Annotated in this window: 20 protein-coding genes; 11 read left to right on the forward strand and 9 right to left on the reverse strand. The window is 62.7% G+C overall.

All coding sequences use genetic code 11. The features are described 5' to 3' along the window. The first annotated feature begins 282 nt into the window (after positions 1-282). From FHP89_RS11645 to FHP89_RS11660, 4 genes are all read left to right on the forward strand, one after another. Positions 283-1,401 carry a DUF4062 domain-containing protein gene (locus tag FHP89_RS11645; RefSeq protein WP_186300314.1) on the forward strand — a complete coding sequence of 373 codons (1,119 nt, stop codon included), beginning with the start codon at positions 283-285 and terminating at the stop codon, positions 1,399-1,401. A 293-nt stretch (positions 1,402-1,694) separates the two neighbouring features. After that, positions 1,695-3,191, forward strand: a complete 1,497-nt coding sequence (locus tag FHP89_RS11650; RefSeq protein WP_144178161.1) for a type I restriction-modification system subunit M — start codon at positions 1,695-1,697, stop codon at positions 3,189-3,191. Next, the gene (locus tag FHP89_RS11655) at positions 3,188-4,747 is read left to right on the forward strand and encodes a type I restriction-modification system subunit M (RefSeq protein WP_144178163.1); all 1,560 of its coding nucleotides are present in this window, start codon (positions 3,188-3,190) and stop codon (positions 4,745-4,747) included. Before FHP89_RS11650 ends, FHP89_RS11655 begins: the two co-directional genes overlap by 4 nt. A 10-nt stretch (positions 4,748-4,757) precedes the next feature. After that, positions 4,758-5,870, forward strand: a complete 1,113-nt coding sequence (locus FHP89_RS11660) for a hypothetical protein (RefSeq protein ID WP_144178165.1) — start codon at positions 4,758-4,760, stop codon at positions 5,868-5,870. Here the strand turns inward: FHP89_RS11660 and FHP89_RS20960 are convergent. Continuing rightward, positions 5,867-6,016 (reverse strand): hypothetical protein, encoded by a 150-nt coding sequence (locus tag FHP89_RS20960; RefSeq protein ID WP_186300315.1) that lies wholly within the window; start codon positions 6,014-6,016, stop codon positions 5,867-5,869. The genes FHP89_RS11660 and FHP89_RS20960 overlap by 4 nt on opposite strands. Positions 6,017-6,044: 28 nt before the next feature. Next, a complete protein-coding gene (locus FHP89_RS11665; protein WP_144178167.1) occupies positions 6,045-6,215 on the reverse strand; it encodes a hypothetical protein in 171 nt (56 codons plus the stop codon). Between the two features lie 131 nt (positions 6,216-6,346). Between FHP89_RS11665 and FHP89_RS11670 the strand changes: the two genes are divergently transcribed. From FHP89_RS11670 to FHP89_RS11695, 6 genes are all read left to right on the forward strand, one after another. Then, positions 6,347-6,736, forward strand: a complete 390-nt coding sequence (locus tag FHP89_RS11670; protein ID WP_222105374.1) for a type II toxin-antitoxin system RelE/ParE family toxin — start codon at positions 6,347-6,349, stop codon at positions 6,734-6,736. Further along, complete coding sequence (locus FHP89_RS11675) at positions 6,729-7,853, forward strand: helix-turn-helix domain-containing protein (RefSeq protein WP_144178169.1); 1,125 nt, start codon at positions 6,729-6,731, stop codon at positions 7,851-7,853. Before FHP89_RS11670 ends, FHP89_RS11675 begins: the two co-directional genes overlap by 8 nt. Beyond that, entirely contained in the window at positions 7,846-9,756 is a 1,911-nt protein-coding gene (locus FHP89_RS11680) for an ATP-binding protein (protein WP_144178171.1), read from the forward strand. The genes FHP89_RS11675 and FHP89_RS11680 overlap by 8 nt, the downstream gene beginning before the upstream one ends. Further along, a complete protein-coding gene (locus FHP89_RS21195) occupies positions 9,749-10,876 on the forward strand; it encodes a restriction endonuclease subunit S (protein ID WP_260851576.1) in 1,128 nt (375 codons plus the stop codon). Before FHP89_RS11680 ends, FHP89_RS21195 begins: the two co-directional genes overlap by 8 nt. Next, positions 10,866-13,883, forward strand: coding sequence for a type I restriction endonuclease subunit R (locus tag FHP89_RS11690; RefSeq protein ID WP_144178173.1), 3,018 nt, complete (start codon positions 10,866-10,868; stop codon positions 13,881-13,883). The genes FHP89_RS21195 and FHP89_RS11690 overlap by 11 nt, the downstream gene beginning before the upstream one ends. A gap of 142 nt (positions 13,884-14,025) precedes the next feature. Continuing rightward, complete coding sequence (locus tag FHP89_RS11695; protein WP_144178175.1) at positions 14,026-15,267, forward strand: SIR2 family NAD-dependent protein deacylase; 1,242 nt, start codon at positions 14,026-14,028, stop codon at positions 15,265-15,267. Positions 15,268-15,584: 317 nt separating this feature from the next. Here the strand turns inward: FHP89_RS11695 and FHP89_RS11705 are convergent, their stop codons facing one another. After that, positions 15,585-16,718 (reverse strand): ISAs1 family transposase, encoded by a 1,134-nt coding sequence (locus tag FHP89_RS11705; RefSeq protein WP_144178177.1) that lies wholly within the window; start codon positions 16,716-16,718, stop codon positions 15,585-15,587. Between the two features lie 65 nt (positions 16,719-16,783). Between FHP89_RS11705 and FHP89_RS11710 the strand changes: the two genes are divergently transcribed. Further along, positions 16,784-18,583: a helicase HerA-like domain-containing protein gene (locus FHP89_RS11710; RefSeq protein WP_144178865.1), complete on the forward strand. Its 1,800-nt coding sequence runs from the start codon at positions 16,784-16,786 to the stop codon at positions 18,581-18,583. Between the two features lie 452 nt (positions 18,584-19,035). On the opposite strand, the gene radC is transcribed toward FHP89_RS11710, so the two are convergent. The 6 genes from radC to FHP89_RS11745 all read right to left on the reverse strand — a co-directional run bounded on the left by radC (position 19,036) and on the right by FHP89_RS11745 (position 26,299). Next, the gene (gene radC, locus FHP89_RS11715) at positions 19,036-19,530 is read right to left on the reverse strand and encodes a RadC family protein (protein WP_144178864.1); all 495 of its coding nucleotides are present in this window, start codon (positions 19,528-19,530) and stop codon (positions 19,036-19,038) included. Between the two features lie 337 nt (positions 19,531-19,867). Then, a complete protein-coding gene (locus FHP89_RS11725) occupies positions 19,868-22,834 on the reverse strand; it encodes a conjugative transfer ATPase (RefSeq protein ID WP_144178863.1) in 2,967 nt (988 codons plus the stop codon). Then, the gene (locus tag FHP89_RS11730; protein ID WP_144178862.1) at positions 22,834-23,268 is read right to left on the reverse strand and encodes a TIGR03751 family conjugal transfer lipoprotein; all 435 of its coding nucleotides are present in this window, start codon (positions 23,266-23,268) and stop codon (positions 22,834-22,836) included. The genes FHP89_RS11725 and FHP89_RS11730 overlap by 1 nt, the downstream gene beginning before the upstream one ends. Continuing rightward, positions 23,249-24,685 (reverse strand): TIGR03752 family integrating conjugative element protein, encoded by a 1,437-nt coding sequence (locus tag FHP89_RS11735; RefSeq protein ID WP_144178861.1) that lies wholly within the window; start codon positions 24,683-24,685, stop codon positions 23,249-23,251. The genes FHP89_RS11730 and FHP89_RS11735 overlap by 20 nt, the downstream gene beginning before the upstream one ends. Then, complete coding sequence (locus FHP89_RS11740; RefSeq protein ID WP_144178860.1) at positions 24,675-25,610, reverse strand: TIGR03749 family integrating conjugative element protein; 936 nt, start codon at positions 25,608-25,610, stop codon at positions 24,675-24,677. Before FHP89_RS11740 ends, FHP89_RS11735 begins: the two co-directional genes overlap by 11 nt. Further along, positions 25,607-26,299 (reverse strand): PFL_4703 family integrating conjugative element protein, encoded by a 693-nt coding sequence (locus FHP89_RS11745; protein ID WP_144178859.1) that lies wholly within the window; start codon positions 26,297-26,299, stop codon positions 25,607-25,609. The genes FHP89_RS11740 and FHP89_RS11745 overlap by 4 nt, the downstream gene beginning before the upstream one ends. Between the last annotated feature and the right edge of the window lie 13 nt (positions 26,300-26,312).

Raw genomic sequence — 26,312 nt, forward strand, 5'->3', positions numbered from 1 at the left:
CGGCAGGTTCATGGTCGGACCGGTCCGCGAGGGTAGGAGGGCGCCGGTCAGCCATCTGCTCTCATTGGCGGGCCTCAGGAATCGGCGAACTGAACGTCGGCAGCCACCGAGACAGCTGACGTTCGCACGACATGGCGATTTCCCGAATTTTGGCCGTAGCCCAAGCCGAATCGGGCCTCAAGACAGGGGCAAATTGTCGCTGGCACGAATACCATGCGAACATATTGCAGCACCGTCCGCTGCCGACGGTTTCTTATCGCGTCCCCCGCTTTTGAGGCCCACATGAAAATCTTCATCAGCTCACTGATCACCGGCTATGAACCGCTACGCGCGGCCGCGCGCTCGGCGGTAGAGGTGCTGAGGCATGAGCCCGTCATGGCGGAGGATTTTGGCGCCCGCCCCACGTCCCCGCAGGTTGCGTGCCTTCAAGGCCTGCGAGATTCCGACGTGGTCGTGTTGATTCTTTGCGATCGTTATGGCTACGTTCAGGGTAGGTCCGGAGTGTCGCCAACCCACGAGGAATATTTGGAGGTACGAGGAAAGAAGCCAATCTTGATGTTCGTTCAGGAGGGTGTGGAGTACGACGAGCAGCAGGCGCAGTTCGTGTCGGAGGCGCAATCTTGGCAGCAGGGGCACTTCCGGGCTGGCTTCAAAACTGCTGACGAGTTGAAAGACCTCGTCACCCGCGCCATACACGACTACCAACTCGCTAACGCGGCTGGCCCTTTCGACACCGCAGCGCTATTGAAGGCGGCCGCCGATCTTCTGCCGAAGGCACACCGAATTAGCCATTCAGGCTCGCCGATGCTGCACGTAGCGATTGTCGGTGGCCCCTCACAACGCATCCTGCGGCCGGCGGAGCTAGAGGCGACTGCCCTAGCCGAGAGCCTGCATCAGCAGGCGTTGTTTGGCGCCCCCAGACTGTTCACGCCATCAAAAGGGATCAACTTCGGCATCGAAGGCTCAGCGCTATTTCTGGAGCAGGAATACGGCGCGAGGATTCAGGTCGACGAGTGCGGCTCCCTCTTGCTGCGGCTCCCGCTGGAGCATTCCGAGAATGGGCGCCGCCAGAACTTTGGGATGTTCGCTCTAATTGAGGAGGATGTCGTTCGAGAGCTCGGCTCGGCCATCGCGTACGCCGCATCGACGCTAGATCGCATCGATTCGACCCAGCGCCTCACACACATCGCGCTGGCAGCATGCATCGAGGCGAGCGACCACCTTGGGTGGCGGACGCAAGCCGAGCAAGACGCCAGCCCAAACTCGGGTGCCATGAGGATGGGCGGGGTGCAGGAACAGTCAGCCACACAGGTCGATCGGCCGCGTGCCGCGTTGCGGTTCGAAGCACATACCTTGGCCGAGGATTTGATGGTTCCACTCCGGCGTCAGTGGAAGAATTGACCTCGCTCAAGTTTATGGCCGCACAGCTCGCCCATCGCCGGCAACCGATCTGACCTGCAACAATAGGGGGTCACTGTTCTACGTCCAGCGCTGCATCGCCGTGGGCAGGTGGCGCCCTGCTCACCTGTAAGGAAAAGTGCTTTTCTGAGCTCTTCAGCGCGACGCCTGCCTCTTGCTTCGATGTTCGGCCACATCTTCCGTTGTGCCTACCCTCGATAGCGTGCCTATGGGCACAGGTAACGGCCGCCCAGTCTGCGATAATCCGGCGCACATCATGACACCGGACATTCGTCTTGCAGCATTCAACGATTACGCTCGCCCAGCTTGAATCACACCTTTGGGAGTCGGCAAACATCCTGCGCGGCCCGGTGGATGCCGCAGACTTCAAGACCTACATCTTCCCGCTGCTGTTTTTTAAGCGCATCTGCGACGTCTGGGACGAGGAATATCAGGAAATCGTCGACGAGACCGGCGATGAACAACTGGCCTGGTTTCCGGAATCGCATCGCTTCCAGATCCCTGATGACTGCCACTGGAACGACGTCCGCACCAAGGCGAGCAACGTCGGTGCCGCGCTCCAGCGGGCCATGCGCGAGATCGAAAAGGCCAACCCGGAAACCCTGTATGGCGTGTTCGGCGACGCGCAGTGGTCGAACAAGGAGCGGCTGTCTGATGCCTTGCTCAAGGACCTGATCGAGCACTTCTCCAAGCTGCCGTTTGGCAACAAGAACGTCGATTCGGACCTGGTCGGTGACGCCTACGAATACCTGATCAAGAAGTTCGCCGACGCCACCAACAAGAAGGCCGGCGAGTTCTATACCCCGCGCAGCGTGGTGCGGCTGATGATCGACATGCTCGACCCGAAGGAAGCCGAAACCATCTACGACCCGGCCTGCGGTACCGGCGGCATGTTGCTGGCCGCCGTGCAACACGTCAAAGAGATGCACGGCGACGTCAAGCGCCTGTGGGGCAAGGTGTACGGCCAGGAAAAGAACCTCACCACCTCCTCCATCGCGAGGATGAACCTTTTCCTCCACGGCATTGAGGACTTTCAGGTGGTGCGTGGCGACACCCTGCGCAACCCGGCTTTCTTCGACGTTGACCGCTTGGCCGTCTTTGACTGCGTGATCGCCAATCCGCCGTTCTCGCTGGAAAAGTGGGGCGAAGACCTGTGGTTGAACGATCCCTTCGGCCGCAACTTTGCCGGACTGCCGCCATCATCGAGCGGCGACTTTGCCTGGGTGCAGCACATGGTCAAGTCGATGGCTGACGTAACCGGCCGGATGGCCGTAGTACTACCCCAAGGGGCACTGTTCCGCAAAGGGGTGGAAGGCAGCATCCGCCAGAAACTGCTGGAGATGGATCTGGTCGAGGCCGTGATCGGGCTCGCACCCAATCTGTTCTATGGCACTGGCCTTGCCGCGTGCATCCTGGTCCTGCGAAAACGCAAACCGGCCACGCGCAAAAAGAAGGTGCTGATCGCCGATGCCTCACGACTGTTCCGCCGGGGCCGCGCGCAAAACTACCTGGAGCCCGAGCACGCCGCCGACATCCTCGGCTGGTATCGCGGTTTCACCGATGTGCAGGACACGGTCCAGGTGGTCACCCTCGACGAGATCAAAGCTGAAGACTGGACGCTGAACATCTCGCGCTACGTCCTCCCGCCGCTGCAAGAAGACATCCCGCCCCTGCCCGAAGCCATCGCAGCGTTCAAGGATGCCCTCACCCGCTGTCGCGAGGCCGAAGATCGGCTTGCGCAGGTTATGACTGAAGGGGGATGGCTGCAATGAGGCCCCCAAGCAGACGCATCAGCCAGCAAGAGCTGGAAAGCTACCTCTGGGGCGCCGCCGTGCTGCTACGCGGCCTCATCGACGCGGGTGACTACAAGCAGTTCATCTTCCCCCTGCTGTTCTACAAGCGCGTGTCGGATGTGTGGGAAGAGGAATACCAGACTGCACTGGCCAACTCAAATGGCGACCTGTCCTATGCCCAGTTCGCCGAGAACCATCGTTTTCAGATCCCTGAAGGTGCGCACTGGAACGATGTGCGCCAGTCTCCGAAAAACGTTGGCGCCGCCATCCAAAAAGCCATGCGCGCGATCGAGACCGCCAACCCCGATCTGCTCGACGGCATCTTCGGCGACGCGCCGTGGACCAACCGCGAGCGTTTGCCGGATGAAACGCTGAAAAACCTCATTGAGCACTTCTCCACCCAGACGCTGTCGGTGGCCAACGTACCCGAGGACGAGCTCGGCAATGCCTACGAATACCTGATCAAGAAGTTCGCGGACGATTCCGGGCACACGGCGGCCGAGTTCTACACCAATCGCACCGTCGTCCACCTGATGACGCAACTGCTGGCCCCGCAGGCTGGCGAGTCGATCTACGACCCCACCTGCGGCACCGGCGGCATGCTGATCTCGGCGTTGGACGAGGTGAAGCGCTCGGGCGGCGAGCACCGCACGCTCAAGCTGTACGGACAGGAACGCAACCTCATCACCTCATCCATCGCCCGCATGAATCTGTTCCTGCACGGCGTGGAGGACTTCGAGATCATCCGAGGCGACACCCTGGCCGACCCCAAGCACATCGAGGGCGACCGCCTGCGCCAGTTTGACGTAATCCTGGCCAACCCGCCGTACTCCATCAAGCAGTGGAACCGCGAAGCCTGGGCGCAGGACAAATGGGGCCGCAATCATCTGGGCACGCCGCCGCAGGGCCGCGCTGACTACGCCTTCCAGCAACACATCCTGACCAGCCTAACATCCAAGGGCCGCTGCGCCGTGCTGTGGCCTCATGGCGTGCTGTTCCGCAATGAAGAGCAAGCCATGCGCGCCAGGATGATCGAGCAGGACTGGGTGGAGGCCGTGATCGGTCTCGGCCCCAACCTGTTTTACAACTCCCCAATGGAGTCGTGCATCGTCATCTGCAACCGCAAGAAGGCGGCTGCCCGGAAAGACAAGGTGCTCTTCATTGACGCGGTGAACGACGTAACCCGCGAACGAGCACAAAGTTTCCTCAAACCCGAACACCAGCAGCGCATCCTCGGCGCTTTCAAAGGCTTCGCCGATGAACCGGGGTTCGCCAGGATGGCAACGCTCGCCGAGCTTCAGAAGAACGCCGGAAACCTCTCGATTCCGCTTTATGTGAAACGAAGACCCGCCGGCGCTTCAACTGCCGACGATGGCACACATCCCGATGACCTTGCCGAAGCATGGGCCGCATGGGAAGAGCATGGGCGAGACTTCTGGCAGCAGATGGATTCCCTGGTCGAGACGCTGGACGCGCTCGAGCAATCAGGTAGCGAGCCTGAAGGGGATCTCTCTCGCGCTTCGACCATTTCCTGAGGTCCCGGCCGTGCTGGAAGAGGCCGTATTACGCTATTACGAGTACGCCTCAGGCAGGAAGCGGATTCCGTTTCTTGCTGAACGGACCGGCATCAGTGCGAGGGGGCTGGGCAAGGGTCTGAAGAAAGGTCTTCGGGAATCGACCATTTCACGCGCCCGGCGCCATTCCGAAGAGAACGTCCGGGATCAGTTGCGGCAGTGTCAATTCAGTGAGGACGAGATCAGCGCCTGGATCAGCGGCCACCCCGGAACGCTGACCGCAGGCATGATCTATGAGACCGAGGTGCAAGGATTGATCGAGTTTCCGCTGACAATGGCTCTCGCCAGGCGCATTGACGAACTGGGCATCGCGCTGATCAGTGCTCGCCAGAGCGACGATTTTGCGAAAGCGAAAACTACACTGCTCGACACCGACTGGCTCCACTCCCCGCACTTTTCGAACAATTACGACGAAGCATCCGACGCCTGCCCAGAGTTGCTGCGACAGGCACAGTCTGCGAGTGTATGGTCCGAGCTTGAGAAGCCTGCCGCCGGAGCTGCAGCCAATCTACTGTTCTCGCTGCTTGCCCAATGGGACATCGAATTTCAGTCGCTGTACCTTCGGCAGATGCAGCGTCGCCCGGTGTTCAGTCTGTTGCTACCGCTCGCCGACATCGAGCGCGTTCAGGCCAATCCGCGTGGTCGCGAACCCATCCGCTTTCCGGTTTCGCGGCTGATAGACCTGCTCTACGCGATGCACCATCGCCATAGGTACTGCAGGTGGCCCGACACGCGCCCCGGGCTTAAGGACCTCGTGCCCGTGTGCAACGAGTCCGAGACCAACCTAGTCAACTGGCGGGATGGCACCAAGCACCTGTCGCTGAAGAACTTCGAACAACTCCGGCAGGCGTTTTTTGTGCCACCTAAGGACAGCTGCCCGCCCCCCATCATGCCGCTTTACGTCGCCGCGGCCCTGTTTCAGGTACTGCTGGTGAAGGTCGATACCGCCAAGAGGGGCAAACAGATTCGCTTGCACAACGAGGAGTACCTTTACTGGTGGAACGAACATCTGCAACGCATGAAGCAGGCCGGTGGGGTTGTCAGCGGTGACACCCCATGGCCTGCCTGGCTCAGCGAACCTTAGTCGTTGCCCTCCGGCAGTAAAGCGTCGGTCTCGACTCTGTCCTCCCAGTCATCCGGGCGTTCGTCCCAACCGCGGGACTCCCAGTATGTGTCATTGTTCGGGTTCAACTGGTCCGCATGATTGTCCAGATCGTCTTTGCGTGACATGCTCATTCTCCTGCAAAATGTCGGGGATTCATTGGTCGTTGGAATCGATGGTGTTTCGCTCGGCCGCCTCCTGCATGCGCCCCACGTAACTGTCCTTGGGCACTTGTCCGTCGTTCTTTTTCGCGACCGCCGACTGTATGCGGGCCAAGTCGGTCTTGTTGATCGGCTTGCGGTTGGTGTTCGGTTTCGACTTGCTCATTTTCATCTCCTTGGCGAAGCAAGAGTTGGTGGACACCCGACGCATCGGGAGTGCGCAGTGTCGCCGCTTGCGCTCGTCAGGCCGTTCCAAAAAACGGAACTTTCAGACACCGAACATCCAGATGGTCGTTCGTGACACCACAATTTAATCTTTACCTGATAGGTAAAGATGAATATCATTCGGAGTGGCTGTTGGAGATTCGATACCAGGACAAGAAGCTCCGCGAGCTGTGTGAAAAGCAGGCCGCCGCCGAGAAGAAACTTGGGGCGGCCTGCTCGCGCAAGCTGCGCAACCGACTGAGCGATCTGGAATCCGCAAGCCGGGTGAGTGAGCTGGCTGCTGGCAACCCTCATCCGCTCAAGGGTGATCGTGCGGGGCAGTTCGCGCTCGATCTGGCCGGCGGCTGGCGTCTGGTATTCGCGCCAGCCCACGATCCATGTCCAACCCATCCGGACGGCGGGATCGACTGGTCCCAGGTCACCATCGTCTGCATCGAATACATAGGGGATTACCATGACTGAACTGAGTGCTCCCTTTGCGCCAGACTGGGTCTCCCCACCTGGCGAATCCATCCTCGACATCGCAGAGGAGCGCGGCTGGACGCAAGCCGAACTGGCCCTGCGCCTGGGCTACAGCGAAAAACACATCAGCCAGCTCATCAACGGCAAAGTCCCGGTGACGGTAGATGCGGCCCAGCGTCTGGAACGTGTGCTCGGCAGCACCATGGATTTCTGGCTCACGCGCGAGGCCAGCTACCAGAAACACAAGGCGCGCCTGGAAGCGGCCGAACGCCATGTCGGATGGGTGCCCTGGCTGGACGAATTGCCACTCAAGGAGATCATGAGCAGCGGCGCCATTGCCAAACAGCGCGTGGATGCCAGGAACAAGCCCGGCTTGGTCGAAGCCTGCCTGCGCTTCTTTGGCGTGGCGTCCCCCGACGACTGGCGCGCCCACTATGGCAGCATGCAGATGGCTTTTCGCCGCAGCCGCGCCGAGCAGTGCGATGTGGGCGCCATCTCGGCCTGGTTGCGTCTGGGTGAGCAGCAAGCCGAAAGACTCGACGGCCCGAAATACGACAAAGCCCGTTTCGAGAATGCCCTGAACGCCATTCGCGGCCTGACCTGCGAGGCGCCCGACGTCTTTGAGCCTCAGATGCGCAAGCTCTTGCACGAAGCCGGCGTTCTTCTGGTACTCGTGCCGGCCATTCCCCGCGCCCATGTCAGTGGCGTGGCGCGCTGGCTGGGGCCGACACGCCCGCTGATCCAGCTCTCGCTCTACGGCAAGACCAACGACAAGTTCTGGTTCGCCTTCTTCCACGAGGCGGCCCACATCCTGCTGCACGCCAACAGCCATGCCGACAAGAAATCCATCTTTCTCGACGACCCCAATGCCGCGCATACGGATGACCCGCAGGAGCACGAAGCCAATCAGTGGGCCGGCAACCGCCTGATTCCGGCGCAATGTGCGCATTTGCTGCCCGGCCTGCGCAGCAAGGCTGCGGTGATCGAGTTTGCCCTGCAGATCGGCGTACATCCCGGCATCGTGGTCGGGCGTCTGCAGCATGACGGGCTGATCGATCCTTCATGGATGAATGATCTGAAGCAGAGCTTCCGCTTCAAGGAAGCGGCGGATGCGTAGCGCTGCCGAGCTTTTCGCCGAACTCAACGCGGTAGACGAATCCACCCGAATCGAGGCCAAGCGCGCCAGCGAACTGGGCAAGTCGGTCATGCAAACCGTCATCGCCTTTGCCAACGAGCCTGGGCTCGATGGCGGTTATCTGTTGCTGGGCGCGGAGTGGTTCACAAACGAAAAAGGCGACACGGTCTATCGCGCTGCGGGCCTTCCCGATCCGGACAAGGTGCAGCGCGACCTGGCCAGCCAATGCGCCTCGATGCTCAACGTGGCATTGCGCCCCGAGATGCAACCGGAAACGGTAGACGGACAGACCGTGCTGGTCGTGTACGTGCCAGAGGCCGACGTCACGCAAAAGCCCGTCTACCTGAAAGCCACCGGTCTGCCGCGCGGCGCTTATCGTCGTATCGGCTCCACCGACCAGCATTGTGTCGATGAAGACCTGTGGGTGCTGCGGGGAGAAAGCCAACCGGCGCACGGCCCCGACCAGAGCATTCTGTCCGATGCAAGACTGGACGATCTCGACCCCGCGGCCATCGCCGCCTACCGGCGCGAGCGCGCGCGCATCAATCCGCAGGCCGAAGAGCTCGGCTACGGTGATGAAGACATGCTCGAGGCGCTCGGTGTGCTGCGCCGCATGGACGGGCACCTGCTGCCCACACTGGCCGGCATCGTGATCTTCGGCAAGCCGCTGGCCCTGCGGCGTCTGTTGCCCATGGTACGCATCGACTACATCCGCGTGCCGGGCAACGAATGGGTGGAAGATCCGGAGAACCGCTTCCAGTCCATCGACATTCGCAAGCCGCTGCTGCTGGCCTTGCCGCAGGCCGAAGCCAGCATCATCGACGAGCTGCCCAAGGGCTTTCGCCTGCCCGAAGGGCAATTGCATAGCGTGCAGGAGCCCGTCCTGCCGCGCAAGGTGATACGCGAGGCGCTGGCCAACGCGGCCATGCACCGCAACTACCAGCAGCACAGCCCGACGCAGATCATCCGCTACAGCAACCGCATCGAAATCCGCAACGTCGGCTACTCGCTCAAGGAACCGGCGCAGTTGGGCAGCCCCGGCTCGCGCCTGCGTAACCCCACCATTGCCGCCGTGCTGCACGACCTGCATCTGGCCGAGGCCAAGGGGACCGGCATCCGTGCCATGCGCCGGCTGGCCGCTGAAGCCGGCTTGCCCCTGCCCGAGTTCCACTCCGACCGGCAGGCCAACGAGTTCAAGCTCACCCTGTTCCTGCACAATCTGCTCACCGAGGAGGACCACGCCTGGTTGCGTGGCTTCACCGGCAACGGGCTCAGTGCCGAAGAGGCCAAAGTACTGATTTACGCGCGCGAAACCGGCGCAGTGGATAACACCGCCTGTCGCGACTTCTGCGGGCTGGACACGCTCGCGGCCAGCCTAGTGCTGCGCCGCCTGCGCGACCGGGGGCTGCTGGAAAAACAGGGCGCCGGCAGTCGCACCTACTACACGCTGAAATCGGCGGACCGCGCCGAAGCCCGTAACGCGACCCAGCGGGAATTGCCGCTCGAAATCCCCACAAGCCCGGCCGGCGCTGCGGGGGATTCCGGCAATCCCCACAAGCTGGATGAGCAATCCCCACAAGCACTTGTGGGGATTCCAGAGGCATTGCGCCTGCGCATCCAGGCCGCCGGCAAGAAACCGCGTCAAGCCACGGTGCGCGAGCTGTTACGCGACCTGTGCGCGCTACGAGCCTACACCGCGCAGGAGCTGTGCCAGGTGCTTGGCCGCAGCGACGCCCGCGAACTGGCCCGGCTGCACCTCAAGCCCATGCGCGAAGCCGGCGTGTTGACCCTGCTGTACCCGGAAAGTGAAAAACACCCGCACCAGGCCTACCGCACCGTGGGCGCTGAAGGCGAACACGAGAAGGAACAAGGCGGCGATGACTGAGCAGACCGCGAATCTCAAGCCCGGCTGGAAGATCTGGCGCTTTGATCAAATGGCGACCAACGTCAATGTCCGCATCGACAACCCGTCCGAGTCCGGGATGGCGCACTACGTTGGCCTCGAACATCTGGATACCGACTCGTTGAAGATTCGGCGCTGGGGCTCGCCCGATGACGTGGAAGCCACCAAGCTGATGTTTAAGAAGGGCGACATCATTTTCGGTCGCCGCCGGGCCTATCAGCGCAAGCTCGGCGTCGCTGAGTTCGATGGGATCTGTTCGGCACATGCGATGGTGCTGCGGGCCAAGCCTGACGTTGTGCTTCCCGAATTTCTGCCGTTCTTCATGCAGAGCGAGCTGTTCATGAGCCGGGCGGTGGAGATCTCGGTGGGTTCGCTGTCGCCGACGATCAACTGGAAAACGATGGCGGTGCAGGAGTTCGCGCTGCCGCCGATGGAGGAACAGCGACGGACATTTGATCTTCTGAATGCTGGTTTGGGCACCGTTGACGAGCTGCAAGCCGCTCTAGACGTGCTCCCGATACTTCGACGTTCGATGGAAATGCGTTTGCTCTCGATGGAGAGCGTACCAAGACAGAGAGTCGGGAACATCGCCAAGTTCACCAGCGGTAAGGGAATTCGGGTTTCCGACCTGCCGAAGAGCCCTTCCGATACGAATCCGGTTCCAGTTTTTGGTGGGAACGGGATTTCTGGGTACACGGACTCGGTTATGGATGGCACAGCAGAGCCAACAGTCGTCATTGGTCGTGTTGGACAGTTTTGCGGAGTCACGTCAATGACGGCGGGGCCTTGCTGGATTACTGACAACGCGCTCTATCCAGCCAAGATGAGCCGCGATGTTCATCCGGCGTTCCTAGCTATTTGCTTACGCGCTTCAAATCTAAACCGGAGCAAGCTGGGTGAATATTTGCCGCTGATCACTCAAGAAGTTGTACATAAGATCGAGATTCCCGTGCCGCCCCCATCAGATCAGTGTGCAGCAATTAAGGAGTTTGCTCAGATAGAAGCGACCGGAACGTCGCTGATGGCTCGGTTATCTAGCACGCGATCTTTTTTGATGCAGGTAGCGAGTCAGGTCCTTGAAGGGGGCGCGAATGGCATTTAACGAATCCAACACCGTCGAAGCCTACGTCCGCGATCTGCTCGCCGGCCCGATCAAGGCTGTCCCTGCCAACACCGTCCAGGAACCTCAAGCCAGCTACGGCCCCGGCCCCAAGGGCATCGGCTGGCGCTACGCGGCACCTGCCGACGTGCCACGGCAGATTCAGGAAGTGCTGGTCGAGCCATGGCTGCGCGATGCGCTGATCCGCCTGAACCCGGAGATTGCTGCCCAGCCCGACCGCGCCGACGAGGTGCTCTACAAGCTGCGTGCCATCGTGCTGTCGGTGCGCTCGGATGGCCTGATCCGCGCCAACGAGGAAATGACCGCCTGGATGCGCGGCGAGCGCTCGATGCCCTTCGGCCACAACCACGAGCATGTGCCGGTGCGGCTGATCGACCTCGACGACCTGTCGCAGAACCAGTTCGTCGTCATCCAGCAATTCACCTACCGTGCCGGCCCCACCGAACGCCGTGCCGATTTGGTGTTGCTGGTGAATGGCCTGCCGGTGGTGCTGATCGAGGCCAAGACGCCGGTCAAGAAGTGCATCAGCTGGGTGGACGGCGCGGTGCAGGTGCATGACGACTACGAAAAGTTCATCCCCGAGCTGTTCGTCTGCAATGTGTTTTCCGTCGCGACCGAGGGCAAGGCCTACCACTACGGGTCCATCGGCTTGCCGGTCAAGGACTGGGGGCCGTGGCACCTGGACACGGGAGCTCAGTCGGCACACGCGCAGCACCACCCGCTGAAATCGCTCAAGCTGTCGGCCGAGAGCATGCTACGGCCGAACGTGGTGCTCGACATCCTGGGCAGTTTCACCCTGTTCGCCACGGACAAGAAGAAGCGGCGCATCAAGATCATCTGCCGCTATCAGCAATACGAGGCCGCAAATAAGATTGTCGAGCGGGTGCTGGCGGGCTACCCCAAGAAAGGCCTGATCTGGCACTTCCAGGGTTCGGGCAAGTCGCTGTTGATGGTGTTCGCGGCGCAGAAGCTGCGCATGCACGCCGGCCTGAGGAACCCCACGGTGCTGATTGTGGTCGACCGCATCGACCTCGATACGCAGATCACCGGCACCTTTACCGGCGCGGACATCCCAAACCTGGAAAAGGCCGACACGCGCGAGAAGCTGCAGCAACTGCTGGCGCAGGACGTGCGCAAGATCATCATCACGACGATCTTCAAGTTCGGCGAGGCTCCCAACGGAAAATCGGGCAGCCTGAACGACCGCAGCAACATCATTGCGCTGGTAGACGAAGCCCATCGCACGCAGGAAGGTGACCTGGGCCGCAAGATGCGCGAGGCGCTGCCCAATGCCTTCCTGTTCGGCCTGACCGGCACCCCCATCAACCGCGCCGACCGTAACACCTTCTACGCCTTCGGTGCCGACGAGGACCTGGCCAACGGTCGGGGCTACCTGAGCCGCTACGGCTTCGAGGAATCAATCCGCGATGGCGCCACACTGAAATTGCACTTCGAGCCGCGCCTGATCGACCTGCACATCGACAAGGCTGCGCTCGACGCTGCCTACAAGGATTTGACCGGCGGCCTGTCGGATCTGGACAAGGACAACCTCGCCAAGACCGCCGCCAAGATGGCGGTGCTGGTGAAAACGCCCGAGCGCATTCGCAAGATCTGTGAGGACATCGTCGAGCACTTCCAGACCAAGGTGGAGCCGAACGGCTTCAAGGGTCAGATCGTCACCTTCGATCGTGAGTCCTGCCTGCTGTTCAAGGCCGAGCTGGATAAGCTGCTGCCAGCGGAGGCCACGGACATCGTGATGTCAGTGCAGGCGGCCGACAAGAAGGACCATCCGGAGTACGCGCCCTATGACCGTTCGCGGGATGAGGAAGAACGGCTGCTCGACCGCTTTCGCGACCCCGCCGACCCACTGCAGCTGATCATCGTCACGGCCAAGCTGCTGACCGGCTTCGACGCACCCATCCTGCAGGCGATGTACCTGGACAAACCGCTGCGGGACCACACCCTGCTGCAGGCGATCTGCCGGGTGAACCGCACCTATTCCGAGCAGAAGACCCACGGCCTGATCGTGGACTACCTCGGCATCTTTGATGATGTAGCGGCGGCGCTCGAGTTTGACGACCAGAGTGTCAAGCAGGTGGTCAGCAACATCCAGGAGCTGAAGGACAAACTGCCGGAGGCGATGCAGAAGTGCCTGGCCTTCTTTGCCGGCATCGACCGCAGCCAGCACGGTTACGAGGGCCTGAGCGCAGCGCAGGACTGCCTGCCGAACAGCGAGGTACGCGACAACTTCGCCGCCGAATACAGCGTGCTCAACAAGATCTGGGAGGCGCTGTCACCCGACACGGTGCTGGGTCCATTCGAGACTGACTACAAGTGGCTGTCGCAGGTGTACCAGTCGGTGCAACCCTCCAGCGGCCACGGCAAGCTGATCTGGCATTCGCTCGGTGCCAAGACCATCGAGTTGATTCACCAGAACGTGCATGTGGATGCGGTACGCGATGACCTCGACACCCTGGTGCTGGACGCCGATCTTCTGGAAGCGGTCCTCTCGACCCCTGACCCGAAGAAGGCCAAAGAGATCGAGATCAAGCTCCAACGCAGGCTGCGCGGACATGGCGGCAATCCCAAGTTCAAGAAACTGTCTGAACGGCTCGATGCGCTGAAAGACCGCTTCGAGTCCGGGCAAATCAATAGCGTGGAGTTCCTGAAAGCTTTACTGGAGATCGCCAGGGAAACCCTGCAGGCCGAGAAGGAGGTCCCGCCCGAAGAAGACGAGGATCGCGGCAAGGCGGCGCTGACCGAGTTGTTCAACGAGGTCAAGACGGCGGAAACGCCCATCATCGTCGAACGCGTGGTCACCGATATCGACGAGATCGTGCGCCTGGTGCGCTTCCCGGGCTGGCAGGGCACGCAGGCGGGGGAGCGCGAGGTGAAGAAGGCTCTGCGCAAGGCGCTCTTCAAGTACAAGCTGCATGCCGACGAGGAGCTGTTCGAGAAGGCCTACAGCTATATCCGGCAGTATTACTAAGGGAGCGCGGGATGAGCACTCAGACAAATAACAGTGCATCGCATGCGACCTGGTTCGTCGGCGCAAGCTACGACGGTAACCCCAGCCGTTGTTACGTCTGCTGCTCAAAGACGCTGTATTGCATCAGCCAGGAGATCACTCAATGACCGTAAGTGTTCACAATCCCGACCAATACATGGCCAGCCTGCGGCAGATCATTGCCCAGGGGCGCAAGCGGATTGGCCTATTGGTTGGGGCAGGCGCGCCAGCCGGCATCTTCCCGCCCGGTAGCGATAAACCATTGATTCCCGCCGTCGCCGGCCTCACCGACATGGTGATGGAAGCGCTGAATGCGGACTATGGCAACGCTCTGGACGCCGTGCGGGCCGAGCTTGACACCCCGAACATCGAAACGATCCTGTCGCGGGTACGTAGCCTGGCCGGAGTCATTGGAAAGACGAAGGTTCACGACCTGGATGGAGAAGGATACAAAAGGCTGAGCGAGGCGATCTGCGAACAGATCGGCACTATCGTCAACAGGCCTCTTCACGAGGGGGCTTCGCCGTATACCGAGTTTGTAACGTGGATCAGCGGTACGGGTCGTGAACATCCAGTGGAAATTTTTACCACCAACTACGACCTGCTGTTCGAGCAGGCGTTGGAGCGTGCACGCGTGCCGTTCTTCGATGGATTCAGTGGTGCCAGCGAACCATTCTTCGATCCTTCGACGGTTGCCAGCAATGATTTACCAGCGCGCTGGACCCGCTTGTGGAAACTGCATGGATCGCTCGGTTGGGCCGCCAATGTGAGAGGTGAGGTGGTGCGTACTGGGCGAGCCAATGCAACGCACTTGGTGTTCCCAGAACACCTCAAGTACGACCAGACACAGAAAGCGCCGTACGCCGCGCTCTTCGATCGGCTTCGGGCTTTCCTGATGACACCGGACACGCTGTTGGTTGCGACAGGGTTTTCCTTTGCCGATGCGCACATCTCCGCAAGGATTGATGAGTGTCTGGCGGCCAACCCCTCGGCCAGCGTCTTCGCATTTCAGTTCAAACCGCTTGATCAGGAGATCCATGCCCGCGATATCGCGGGGCGCCGCGCCAACATGAGCCTGTATTCCCCAGACAAAGCCATGATCAACGGCATTGCCGCTCCCTGGATGCCGGGAGACCCACCAACGCGAGATTGGGGAGCCATTCGTGCCACCTATTGGGGCATTGATGAGAAAAGCGGGACCGCGCAATTCCAACTGGGGCGCTTCGATCGACTTGCGCGATTCTTTGCGTCATCGCGCGCCGCACAGCATTTTCCTCATGCCGCGCCGGTAGCGGCCCCAGTGGCTGAAGCCGTGGAGTCTGCTCCTCAGGCTGATGGAATTGCTCCTGCGACTGCTACGGTATGAGCACGAAACCAACCCTGTTGGGATACGTGGGAGCAGTGACTGGCGCTGCGGTCAGCGTCAGGCAGTCACCCAGCGTGGCGTCGGGTATCGCAATCATTGGAGGCAAAAGCTATCGCATCGGGCAGGTGGGTAGCTTTGTACGCATTCCTCAGGGATACCACGATCTGTACGGCATCGTGGCGGAAGTTGGTGCCAGCGCGACACCAGAGGCGGCACGTGAGCCCAATGATCGAGGTGATCGTTGGATGACGATCCAACTCGTCGGTGAAATCGTTGGAGCGTCTTTCGAGCGCGGTATCAGCAGGGCTACCGCACCTTTATGTCATGAGCCCAAGTAGTTCAGCGCGGAACTGATCGGAGGAGGCGGCGAGCAGCCGCTTGGTCTTGATGCTGCCCTTACGGGTGGCGTTCAAACGGATGAGGTTCATGGTGATATGGCGCACGATAGCAAAGTTGTTGGCTGCGTAGCCGGTGCGCACGCGCGACTGGTCTTCATTCAGTTGGACGTCCAGGCACCAGTGCAGCCGATTCTCGATTTCCCAGTGGCTGCGCACCGCGTGCGCGATGCGCGCGGCGTCGGCAGGCAGACTGCTGATGTAGTAGCGACACTCGTGGGAGGTGCGCTCGCCCACCTTGCGCAAGCGCTCGACGATCGCGAAGCTGCGCAGGCCCTCCCACTGTTCGGGCTTACTGAGCCGATCGATGCAGTCGTAGGCCCAGCAGCGGCGCAGTTCGATACGCCCGTGAGCTTTAGTGGTCTGCTCGAAGTAGGACGGCTCCGGCAGCGGCTCGCCCACGCCGGCCCGAGCGAGCATGATCGACTCGGAGAGCTTGGGCTGGTTGTCCTTGACGCACAGCACGTAGTCGGCCCCGCGGCTGACGATGGTGCGCGCGATCGCCGTCTGGGTCCCCATCGCATCGATGGTGACCACGCAGCCGTCGATCGCCAGCGTCATGAGCAACTCGGGAATGGCCGTGATCTCATTCGATTTCTCGGCCGTGGCGCGCTGCCCGAGCACGATGCCCAGGCCGGCGACGAAAGCGCTGACCAAGTGCAGCGGCTTGCTCTTGAGCTTCGAGGTCGTGCGTCGGCTCGCCTTGCCGTCGACGCCGATGATCGTGTCCGTTTCTGCATCGGCCTTCAGCGCCGGAATCACCATGCCCACCCAGCGCCGAAACGCGGCTTCGAAGTGATGTGCATCGAGCATCGCAAAGACCCGCTCGAACGTGTCGTGCGACGGGATACCGTGCTCAAGCTGCATGAAGCCGCGCAACCAATCGAGCTTCTCCTTGCCCCACGCCTCGATGCTGGTGAACTCGTCGGCCCCGCACAACACGGCGCACACCGCCACCGTCAGCAGCTCGGCCAGATCGTGGCGCACTTGACGGCGGCTGCGAGGATCGGGAATCGACACGAACACTTGTTGCAACGGCGTGACGGCTGTCTTCATGGGAGGCCCAAAAAGACAGTAAGCTACACAAAATATGACAATGTGAACAGGGGGTGCGTAACTGCATGATTGTTAACGGATTATCTGCATGGGTTATGCATAGTCGGTGCGGCAGCCCTGGCGGTATCAGCCAGTATCCAAATGTCAGAGACGAAGTCCATCTTGTGACCGAGGAGGACCTTGCAGTCATCTATGGGGCAGAGGATGGCGGGCAAGTGATGATTGGACGCTTGGCGAGCGCTGAAGGCATTCCTGTTCGGGTCGATCTCGACAAGCTCGTTACACGGCACAGCGCCGTGCTGGGTTCGACAGGGGCCGGAAAATCAACCACGGTAGCCAGTCTGCTGAGGTCGATTGCATTGGGTGGCGGTGCGGAGGGAAGTACGAACTTTCCTAGTGCGAGGATATTGCTTCTGGATATACACGGAGAATACGGTCGTGCGCTGAAGTCTGTTTCGACGGTGTTTCGCGTCAACCCGAGCGCGGACGAGCAGCCACTGCACATTCCATTCTGGGCGCTCGATCCGGTGGATTTGCTTTCATTCCTGATGGGGAAGCTTGACGACAAACCACTGTCGCAAATTCTTGATCGGGTGCTCGACTACAAGACCAAGCTGGTGAATGAGTCGTCGATAGCTGGCCTTGACGTCAACTCGATGACCGCTGATAGTCCGGTTTCGTTCAGTCTGAAGAAACTCTGGTTTGAACTGCTCGAACCGGAAATCAAGACTTGGGCCGATCAACCCCGGACGATTCCAGCGTTGGATGAAGCTGGAGACGCGGCGACGCTGAAGGCTCCTCGATACAGACCGCACGGTGCTGGAGCTACTGCGCCCTTCATCAACCAGATCGGGGTGCTTGGTATTCGCCGCCCACTGGATCAAATGCGATCTCGATTGCTGGATCGGCAATACGACTTTCTTCTGCATCCAGGAGCATGGGAACCAGACTTAGACGGTAAGTCGGCAAAAGATTTGCCTGCACTTCTGGAAGCATGGCTTGGTCACGATAAAACGGTCACTATTCTCGATCTATCGGGCATTCCCAGCACAGTAGTTGCCCGTCTGATCGGCGCGATTCTCAAGATCATCTATGAAGGGTTGTTCTGGGGGCGAGAGAAGAGCGAAGGGGGAATTTCGAGGCCATTGCTCGTTGTAATGGAAGAGGCACACCGCTATCTCTCAAAAGAGGCGGACGGGCCAGCGCGGTCGATGGTTCAGCGTATCGTGAAGGAAGGCCGCAAATTCGGTATTGGCGCCATGGTCGTCAGCCAGCGTCCTTCCGAGGTCGACGAGACCATCCTTTCGCAGTGCGGCACATTCATCGCGCTGCGACTTTCCAACTCGGCGGATCGAGCGAAAGTACAGGCATCGTTGCCGGATAACCTTGCTGGCGTGGTTGACAGTTTGCCCGTGCTGCGGGTCGGAGAGGCCATAATCACCGGAGAAGCAGCTCGGCTGCCGATCCGCTGTCGCATTACGCTACCCGACGAAAATAATCGACCGAACAGCGAAGACCCGGCCGTGGCCAAGCGGTGGCAGGGTGCTCGGTTGCCCGAAAACTACGAACGGGTCGCAGCGGCCTGGCGCGCCCAGAATCCGATATGGACCACATTGCGAGTGCTGCGCACCGCGCTTACCCAAGAGGAGGTTGAGAACATGGACAGAGAAACCGTCGCTTCGTCGACAGTGATTTCAATCGGCTACGAGCCGAGCAGCAACACGCTTGAGGTCGAGTTCAGGAACGGTATCTATCAGTACTACAATGTGCCAGAACCGATTTATCAACAGTTCATGGCATCGGATTCGAAGGGAAAATTTCTGCATGCCTATATCAAACCAGCCTACCCATGCTCACGGGTGTGATTCAGCGCTCAACGTCGGGCTAACGGCCCTTGATGGCGTGCAACCGACCGGTGGAACCTGCTGTCACTGACCTGTCCCACCTAGAACTTGTCGCTCAGGCAGCAAGAGTCGCTTCGGTGTATCGAACTGTCGCTCCCGTCGCCTCGGTTGCAGGGGCAAACGGCCGCTTTGAAAGAACTCGACTGGCCAGTTCTGATCGGGGGTAATCCGAAAGGGTGTGTTCGCCGAGCGGGGAGCTACCGTTCGGCCCGAGTTTCAAGCCTATGTCCGTTTGCGGATCGAGTCCGGCCCTAGAGCCATCCTTGGTTCAGCGGCAGCTGAGGCCGAGTTGTGTGAATTGGCCCAACGTCACGTCTCGAAGTGCTGCGGACGTTCACGCTGCCGGTTTGCGGAAACGGCATGCGGCTGCACCTCGCCCAAAAAAACGGGAGCCGAAGCTCCCGCGGTAATGGCTACAGCAGTCCCGACTCAGCGAACGAGTACGGTGTGCCCTTGCCGATGACGAAGTGGTCCACCACCCTGATGTCGACCAGCGACAGGGCTGTTTTCAGCCGATCGGTGAGCGCGCGATCGGCCGTCGAGGGCTCGGTCACGCCGGACGGGTGCTGGTGCGCCAGGATGAGCGCTGAGGCATTGAGGGCCAAGGCGCGCTGAACGACCACTCGCGGATACACCGAGGTCTGGTCCGCCGTGCCCTTGAACAGTGGCTCGTAGGCGAGCACCTGGTGCTGGCTGTCGAGGAACACGACGGCGAAGACTTCGTTGGGCTCCACGACCAGTTTCAGGCGCAGGTAATCGCGTACGGCGTCCGGGCTGGACAGCGCTGGACCTGCCTTGAAGACACGGTTCTCAAGCAGCGTGATGGCCTGCTGGATGATCCAGTCTTCGTGCTGGGCGGCGATCAGGGTGAGCGATTCCGGTCTGGAATCGGCGATGACGCAAGACATGGCGAACCTCCAATGGATGAGATCGGAGGGCGCCTGCCCCGGGAGGGCAAACCCTCCAGGGGATGACGGGATGAGGCAGGCGAAGAGAGGAGGGCATCCGCCACCGCGGGGGCGGTGGCCGTTCGCGGCGAGGGATGCGATGCGAACGGGGTTTCGATCAGCGCGGTCGCGCCGCACCGTAGCCTTGAAGATCGAGGGCTACCTGGGCATGTCGCCGACGGACGCGGCGGACATGTCTGGGGATCGGGGCGGCTCGGCTGTCGCCAGGTTGCCTGCGGCAAGCAGGTCGAGTGCCGAAAGTCGCGGCCAACGCACCATGGTTCTCCCCCTCAGCCGCTCAAGCCAGCGATCCGAGCGGCAGCGACTCGATGCCCCGGGCGCGGTCGATCTTCTCGGCCACCTTGAAGGCCGCCTCCAGCTCGCCGATGCCGTACTGCTGCATCAGCTGGAAGCGCTCGGCCTTCTCTTCCGGCTCGGTCTGGGCCAGCGCCAGGTACAGGCTCGGCGGCACCGCGCGGAACAGCACCTCCATCGACTTGGACAGGATCACGCCCTCGGTGAACTTGCCGGCCTCCTTGCGCGCGGAGAGCATCAGCGCCTTCTGTGCCGGGTTCAGTTCGCGAAAGCGCGCGATCTTCTCTACCTCGTCCGGCGGCATCGAGAGGCAGATCCACCACTCGATCATGTTGAGCATGGGCTCGGCCGCCTTGGGCAGGTCGTCGATGTTCTGCGTCGCCAGCCAATACCACGCGCCGAGCTTGCGCCACATCTTGGTGATCTTGACCACGTAGGGCGCGAGCAGCGGGTTCCTGGTGATGATGTGGCCTTCGTCGGTCACGTTGATGATGGGCCGCCCGAGGAACTGGTCGCGCTCGGCGATGTTGTTGACCGTGTTGATCAACGAGATGTACGCGATCGAGAGCTGCGCGTTGTACCCCTCGCGGGCGAAGGTCGCCAGATCCACGACGGTGATGTCGGCCTCGGGCCAGGGCGTGCCGGGGCGGTCGAACATCTCGCCGTCCACACCCTGGCAGAACATATCCATGGCATCCGCCATCTCCAGCAGCCGGGTGCGCCGGACCTCCGGCAGGGTCGCATCGCGGGCGCGCTCGCGCAGTGCGTCGCGCACGTTGCGGGTGAGCACCGTGCGCCGGTCTGCAACACAGCGCTGCGCCGCGTCGAGGATACACTGGCGGATCAGGCTGCGGTCGGCGCGCGTCATGCGCGCTTCTTCCTTGTCTTCGCCACCGGTGATCATCAGCCGCGCGGTGATCTCCAGCTCGCCCAGCACGTCGCGCTGCTCGTCGCCTTCCTCGTCGCGGTGGGTCGCTTGCGCGGCGTCGTCCCGGTCCTCGTCCAGGGCGTCGGCATCGAGGGTCTGCACCTGGCTGGGGGTGTCCACCAGGCGCCAGGCGTCGGCGAACGGGGCCAGGCTCACGCCGGCACCCGGGGCGAGCTTGACCCGATGCACCGTCAGGCCCAGCCGGGTCGCAAAGTCGCCAAACAGGCCGAAGCTGTTGCCCGCCTCGACGATGAAGAGGCGCGGCCGGTAGATCGCCGTGATCTGGTTGAGGATGTTGTTGAGGGTGGCGCTCTTGCCCGAGCCGGTAGGGCCGAAGAGGAACAGGTGGGCGTTCATCTGCCGGTCGAGGCGATTCAATGGATCGAAGGTGATCGGCCCGCCGCCGCGGTTGAAGAAGGTGATGCCGGGATGCCCCGTGCCCTGGCTGCGGCCCCACACCGGCGCCAGGTTCGCGGCGTGCTGCGCGAACATGAGCTGGGTGTACCACTGGCGCTTGTCCAGGGTCGGGTCGAACACGCAAGGCAGCCAGCGCAGATAGCTGTTGAGCGGCGCCACCTCGTCTTCTTCGCGCACGGGCTGCAGGCCCGCGTTGAGCATGACGTTGAGGAGCTGCAGGCCGCGGGTGTCGAGCTGCTGCAGATCGCGCCCGCGCAGGTAGAACGCCAGCGCGCCCCGGTAAAGCTTGTGCGCGCTGCCGATCAGGCCGCGCGCCTGGTGCACATCGTGCCGGGCCTGCTCCGAGGCGAGGGTCTCGCCGACCGACTTCCTGCTCAGGTGGTTCAGGTGCGCTTCCAGCACGTCCTGCGGCGTAGCGACCAGGGTCAGGCACATCACCGTGTCCTCCGGCATCTGGTCGAACAGCGCATTGACCGCATCGCCGCCCTTGCGGGTCTCGCCGGTGATGTGGCCGGTCGAGGGCGGCATGCGCAGCCGATCCATCACGATCACCCGATGGGGGAGGCCATCGAAGTGCCAGGTGCCGCTGTCCACGTCCGAACGCGGCTGGCCGAAGAACAGGCGTTGTGCGAAGTCGCCACTTGCGAGTTCTATTTCCAGCTCAATCTCGTCCGCTTCCTGCGCCTCGGGATAACGGGTCAGCGCGTAGAAGCGCTCCCGATCCTCGGCGCTCGGGCCAAGCAGGGTCGGGTGGGGGTTGAACCAGCGCAGCAGCCAGTCGTGAATGTCGGCAGCGCCCAGGCGGCGAGCCTTCACGCCCGCATTCGCGAGCCCACCGGCGAGGCGGTCGCAGATCGTCGTGAGCGCCTGCTCGGGCGACTGGCCACGGCGGGTCGAGGCGGGCGTGGGCGTGCGCCGGTAGACCACCATGCGCACCCGCCGCACCTGGCCGCGCCATGGCAGGCGTGTCACCGTGGTGTCCTCGAACAGTCCGCCGGGTTTGGCGATGGCGCGCAGGTGATGGGCGAAGAAGCGCAGGTAGAACGCGCTGAAGGCACTGCCCTGGGCGCGCGGTCGCACGTAGCGCGCGAGCGCCCGCAGATAGCCGTCCCAGCTCGCCTCGTCCTGGGCGTAGAGCTGGACCACCCAGGGGTTCTCGTCGAGTTCGTCGAAGGAATCCTGCAGCGCATTTTCCAGCGCATCGCGGGCCTGCCACAACCAGGCCATCTCGCGCCCCTCGGTGCCGATCGGCTGCAACTCGAAGAAGGCTGCGACCGACTGGCCGTCCTCGAGCAGCATGCTCCTGGCGTCGGGCAGGTATTCCACCCAGGGCAGGAGGTCGGCAAAAGACGGCGCCACATCGTAGAGCGCCTGGGCATCCGCTTCGGTGGCGGGTGTGCGTTGGGGGCTGTCCAGGGCGCTGCCGGGCTCGGCAATCCCGTGCGCCGCCAGGGCCGACACGTGCCGCGTCCAGGCGTCGGCGGCTGGTGTCTGGGTGGCTGAGGTCTGGGCGGCTGACGTCTCGGTGGCTGGCGTCTCGGTGGCTGGCGTCTCGGTGCTGGTATGCGCCGCTGCCTTGCGCGTCCAAGGCAAGGTCCAGGCCATCAGTAGTCCTCCAGACGCTCGCCCGGCATCGCGTACTGCACGCGCTGGTACAGCGGGAACACGGTCGTGTAGCCGGGCACCGGCACGGGATCGCTGCCGGCCAGGTGCGGGAAGACATACATGACCAGGTCCGGGTTCGGGAGCCGGTGGAACTGACGGTAGATCTCGTTGGCGGCGGTCCGGGTGTAGGCCGCGTTGGCGGCGGGGGCGCGCTGCACGTCGGCCTCGGTCAGCGCCCGGCGAAGACTCTGGCGCGCATCGAGCAGCTGCCGGGCGGGCAGGGCACCGCCTGCACCGCCGCCGGTTTCCTGGTTCCAGACGTCGAGCATGGTTTGCGGGCCGCGCGGCATCAACGCGTCCTTGCTGGTGGCGCAGCCACCCAGCACCATGACCGCGAGCAGGGGCGCGGCAGCTTCAATCCAGTTCCGACGCATGGGTTTCTCCGAGGCGGTGATTGACCCGGCGCCCCTTGGCGTCATAGTCAATGTTGAGCGGCTGCTCCAGGTGGACGGCGACCTTCGCGCCGGGCTGCACGTAGATGGCGGCGAAGGCCTGGCCGTAGAGCTTGTTGACCCAATCGGCCATGTCACGCACGCCGCCGGCCAGGATGCGACCCATGGCTTCATTGCCGCTGATGCCGACCGTCCCGAGGGAGCCGTTGCTGTTGGCAACCACGGCCACGCTGCCGCTGTCGGACTTGATGAGCGATGCTGCGCCCGCGCCCGCCGCGGTGATCAATGCGTGCGAGCCGAGATATTGCTGAGCGTTGCTGCGCCGCTCGCCGGAAACGCACGGGATGCCGTAGGGGTCGCTGATCCAGCCCAGGCCGCCCTGAGTCGTGCTGTTGCCGTTGGATTGGCTGCCGCGCTGGCCCCTGCTGCCGTCCTCGGGCACCGTGCGAATGGTGCCGTCGTGAAAGACGAAGGTGACGCTGCGGATCTGGCCGCGCACGCAGGAAAGCGTCCAGTCGCCCGAGGCGGTGCCGCTGACCACGGCGCCGGCCACGTCGGGGATGTCGATGCCGTTGGCGGTGAGGTTGTCCGGGCCGATCAACACCTTGAAGGGATACGGGTCGTTCACCGTGCCGTCGATCGGCACGCGGCCGATCAGCGCGGTCATGGCCACCGACCCCATCAACGTCGAGTTCGACGGCACCGTGTAGGCCGGCTTGATGGAGGCGCCCACGGCGCGGCTCCCTGCGGCGGCGACCGTGTCCGCCGCGTTGGAGAGGGTTTTTTGGACCGGCCCGAAACTCGTCGGAAGGCTCGGTCCGCTACCGATGCCATCGATCTTAGCCTGAGCCAAGGTGTCATCCGGCTCGACCCAGCGCGTGCTGTTGCCATTGCCACCGCTGAAGTGCTTGCCGTCACCCGCTTCCAGGCCCAATCCAACGGGCAGATTGGTCTGAGCGCCCTGGCTTGAGAGGCTGTCGAGACGCTGCTGCAGATCTTGCAGCAGGCCCTGGGTCTGCTGGCGGTCGCTCGCCACCTGCTCGCGGTCCTGCTGCAGGCGAGTACGCTCGCCGTCCAGGGCGGTCTTGATACGCTGATCGATTGCGCTTTCGCGGGCGCGCATGCGCTCGTTCTCGGCCCTCTGGTGCTTGTTGTCGGTGAGGGCCGTCTGCAGTTCGTTGCGCAACTGCTTGACCTGGGCCACCAGGGTGGCGACGGTATCACGCGGTGTGTCGCCCGCGATGCCCAGGGCCTTCATCTCTTCGGGCGTGAGCTGGCTCGTAGCGCCGGGCGGCGCGGGCCGGGCGCCGCGATCACCGGAGAAGAGCTTGATGCCGACGAACACCAGCAGCAGCGCCATCGGGATCAGCAGCCACTTGAGCAGCGGATTACTCTTCATCGCGCGCCTCTTTTTCCCGGCGACCGTCGGCCTGGCCGGCGGCCGCTGCCGGCGGCAGGTTCACCATCGCATCGATGGGGGCGACCACCGGCAGCAGCGACTCGGCCAGGCCATGGCTGCGGGTGACAAGGTAGACCACCGTGGTGTCAGCCGACCGACCCGCCGGCCCGAGGGTCGGATGCTGAAAGGTCGCCGCGACGAAATCGCCCTGGAGCGCGCGCGGATCGAGCTCCAGCCAGCGCGCGGAAGCGTTGCTGAGCCGCACCGCCGTCACCCACTGGTCTTCCAGCCGCCACGCGGCCAGCGCCTGTGCGCGCACGGGCAGCGTGGGCAACAGGCTGTCCAGGGCGAGGTCGCGGCGCAGGCTGACGCGAACGATACCGGCCACGGGCTCGACAGTGCGCAGCGGCACGTACAGGTTCTGCGCCGCATAGCGTGTCAGCACCACGGACACAGGGGATGCGCGCCCGGTGGTCGCCGTGGGCGTACCGGGGCCGGATGCTTCATCCGCGTTGGCCGCGTCACCGGCCTGGTCGCGACGCCGGCCGGCTGGCGCGTCACCCTCGACGATGCGCACCGGCTCCAGCGGCGCCTGGCCCGCCGTTGCCGGCTCGGCCGCGATGTCGAGCAGGATCAGCGCGCCGGATTCCACGTCCTGCAGTTGCAGCCGCGTCGGCGGGATCGGCTCGCTCGCACGCAGGTAGATCGCACCGCCCGCGCTCTGGACGCGCAGGTGCTCGCCGATGCTCTCCGGCACACCGATGCGCACGTTGCGGTCGATGAAGACCACGCGCTCCTGACCGACCACGAGGGGCACGGCCAGCGGCAGGCGCTCCCAGCGCAGGATCTCCACGGCTTGGCTGGCGGAGATGAGACCCAAGCTGAGCAGGAGGCCGGCCACGGCCGGCAGGACAAGGCGTTTCATGGGGCTTCCCTTTGCAGATCAAGTCCGGCCTTGGCGGGTGGGCTGGCGGGCGAGGGGGCCGATGGCCGCTCGATGCGTTGCGGTGCGCTCGCGTAGCAGTCCAATGCCAGGCCGAAGGGGTTGCGCTCCGGGTCGACGTCCATGCGTACGACCTTGAGCGCGTAGCGCACCAGTGCGCGCTTGACCTGCTCGGCGCCCAGGTATTCGTCAGCGCTCACGTCCAGCGTGACGACCCAGTTGCTTGCCGACACGGCCTGTACGCGCAAGGTCGGATCGTCGCCATAGCCCCGCCCCGGAATCTCGTAGATGCCGCGCACACGTTGGCGCAACTCGCCGTTGCTGCGCCGATACTCGTAGTCCTGTTGCAGGAAGGCCCGGCAACTTGGCGTGAGATAGGCGGACAGCGCGTGCAGGTTGCGTGGGTAGTCCTCCTCCCCATTCGTTGGCCAGCGCTGTGCCTGCTGCCAGATGTAGAAGGTGAAGGCGTAGACGCTCTCCGGTGGCACGTCCCACCATTGGCGGGTGCTGCCGGAGCGCAGGTCCGGCGGTACGTGGATGGTCAGGCTCTTGGGCGCGCTCCACCAGCCGAATCCGAGCAGCAGCGCCACCACGAACAGCGCGGCGGCACCGAGACGCAGCGTCTTCACATGCGCCTGCAGGTGGGTGACCTCGTTCTTGAATCGGCTCAATGGACCACCCTCC

The sequence above is a fragment of the Denitromonas ohlonensis genome, assembly GCF_007625205.1.
In the GTDB taxonomy this organism is placed as follows: domain Bacteria; phylum Pseudomonadota; class Gammaproteobacteria; order Burkholderiales; family Rhodocyclaceae; genus Nitrogeniibacter; species Nitrogeniibacter ohlonensis.

Bases quoted from the DNA above. Each gene is read 5' to 3' on its own strand.
- FHP89_RS11645 (WP_186300314.1), top strand. From the start codon at position 283: ATGAAAATCTTCATCAGCTCACTGATCACCGGCTATGAACCGCTACGC.
- FHP89_RS11655 (WP_144178163.1), top strand. From the start codon at position 3,188: ATGAGGCCCCCAAGCAGACGCATCAGCCAGCAAGAGCTGGAAAGCTAC.
- FHP89_RS20960 (WP_186300315.1), bottom strand. From the start codon at position 6,016: ATGTCACGCAAAGACGATCTGGACAATCATGCGGACCAGTTGAACCCG.
- FHP89_RS11665 (WP_144178167.1), bottom strand. From the start codon at position 6,215: ATGAGCAAGTCGAAACCGAACACCAACCGCAAGCCGATCAACAAGACC.
- FHP89_RS11675 (WP_144178169.1), top strand. From the start codon at position 6,729: ATGACTGAACTGAGTGCTCCCTTTGCGCCAGACTGGGTCTCCCCACCT.
- FHP89_RS11680 (WP_144178171.1), top strand. From the start codon at position 7,846: ATGCGTAGCGCTGCCGAGCTTTTCGCCGAACTCAACGCGGTAGACGAA.
- FHP89_RS21195 (WP_260851576.1), top strand. From the start codon at position 9,749: ATGACTGAGCAGACCGCGAATCTCAAGCCCGGCTGGAAGATCTGGCGC.
- FHP89_RS11690 (WP_144178173.1), top strand. From the start codon at position 10,866: ATGGCATTTAACGAATCCAACACCGTCGAAGCCTACGTCCGCGATCTG.
- FHP89_RS11695 (WP_144178175.1), top strand. From the start codon at position 14,026: ATGACCGTAAGTGTTCACAATCCCGACCAATACATGGCCAGCCTGCGG.
- FHP89_RS11705 (WP_144178177.1), bottom strand. From the start codon at position 16,718: ATGAAGACAGCCGTCACGCCGTTGCAACAAGTGTTCGTGTCGATTCCC.
- FHP89_RS11710 (WP_144178865.1), top strand. From the start codon at position 16,784: ATGATTGTTAACGGATTATCTGCATGGGTTATGCATAGTCGGTGCGGC.
- radC (WP_144178864.1), bottom strand. From the start codon at position 19,530: ATGTCTTGCGTCATCGCCGATTCCAGACCGGAATCGCTCACCCTGATC.
- FHP89_RS11725 (WP_144178863.1), bottom strand. From the start codon at position 22,834: ATGGCCTGGACCTTGCCTTGGACGCGCAAGGCAGCGGCGCATACCAGC.
- FHP89_RS11730 (WP_144178862.1), bottom strand. From the start codon at position 23,268: ATGCGTCGGAACTGGATTGAAGCTGCCGCGCCCCTGCTCGCGGTCATG.
- FHP89_RS11735 (WP_144178861.1), bottom strand. From the start codon at position 24,685: ATGAAGAGTAATCCGCTGCTCAAGTGGCTGCTGATCCCGATGGCGCTG.
- FHP89_RS11740 (WP_144178860.1), bottom strand. From the start codon at position 25,610: ATGAAACGCCTTGTCCTGCCGGCCGTGGCCGGCCTCCTGCTCAGCTTG.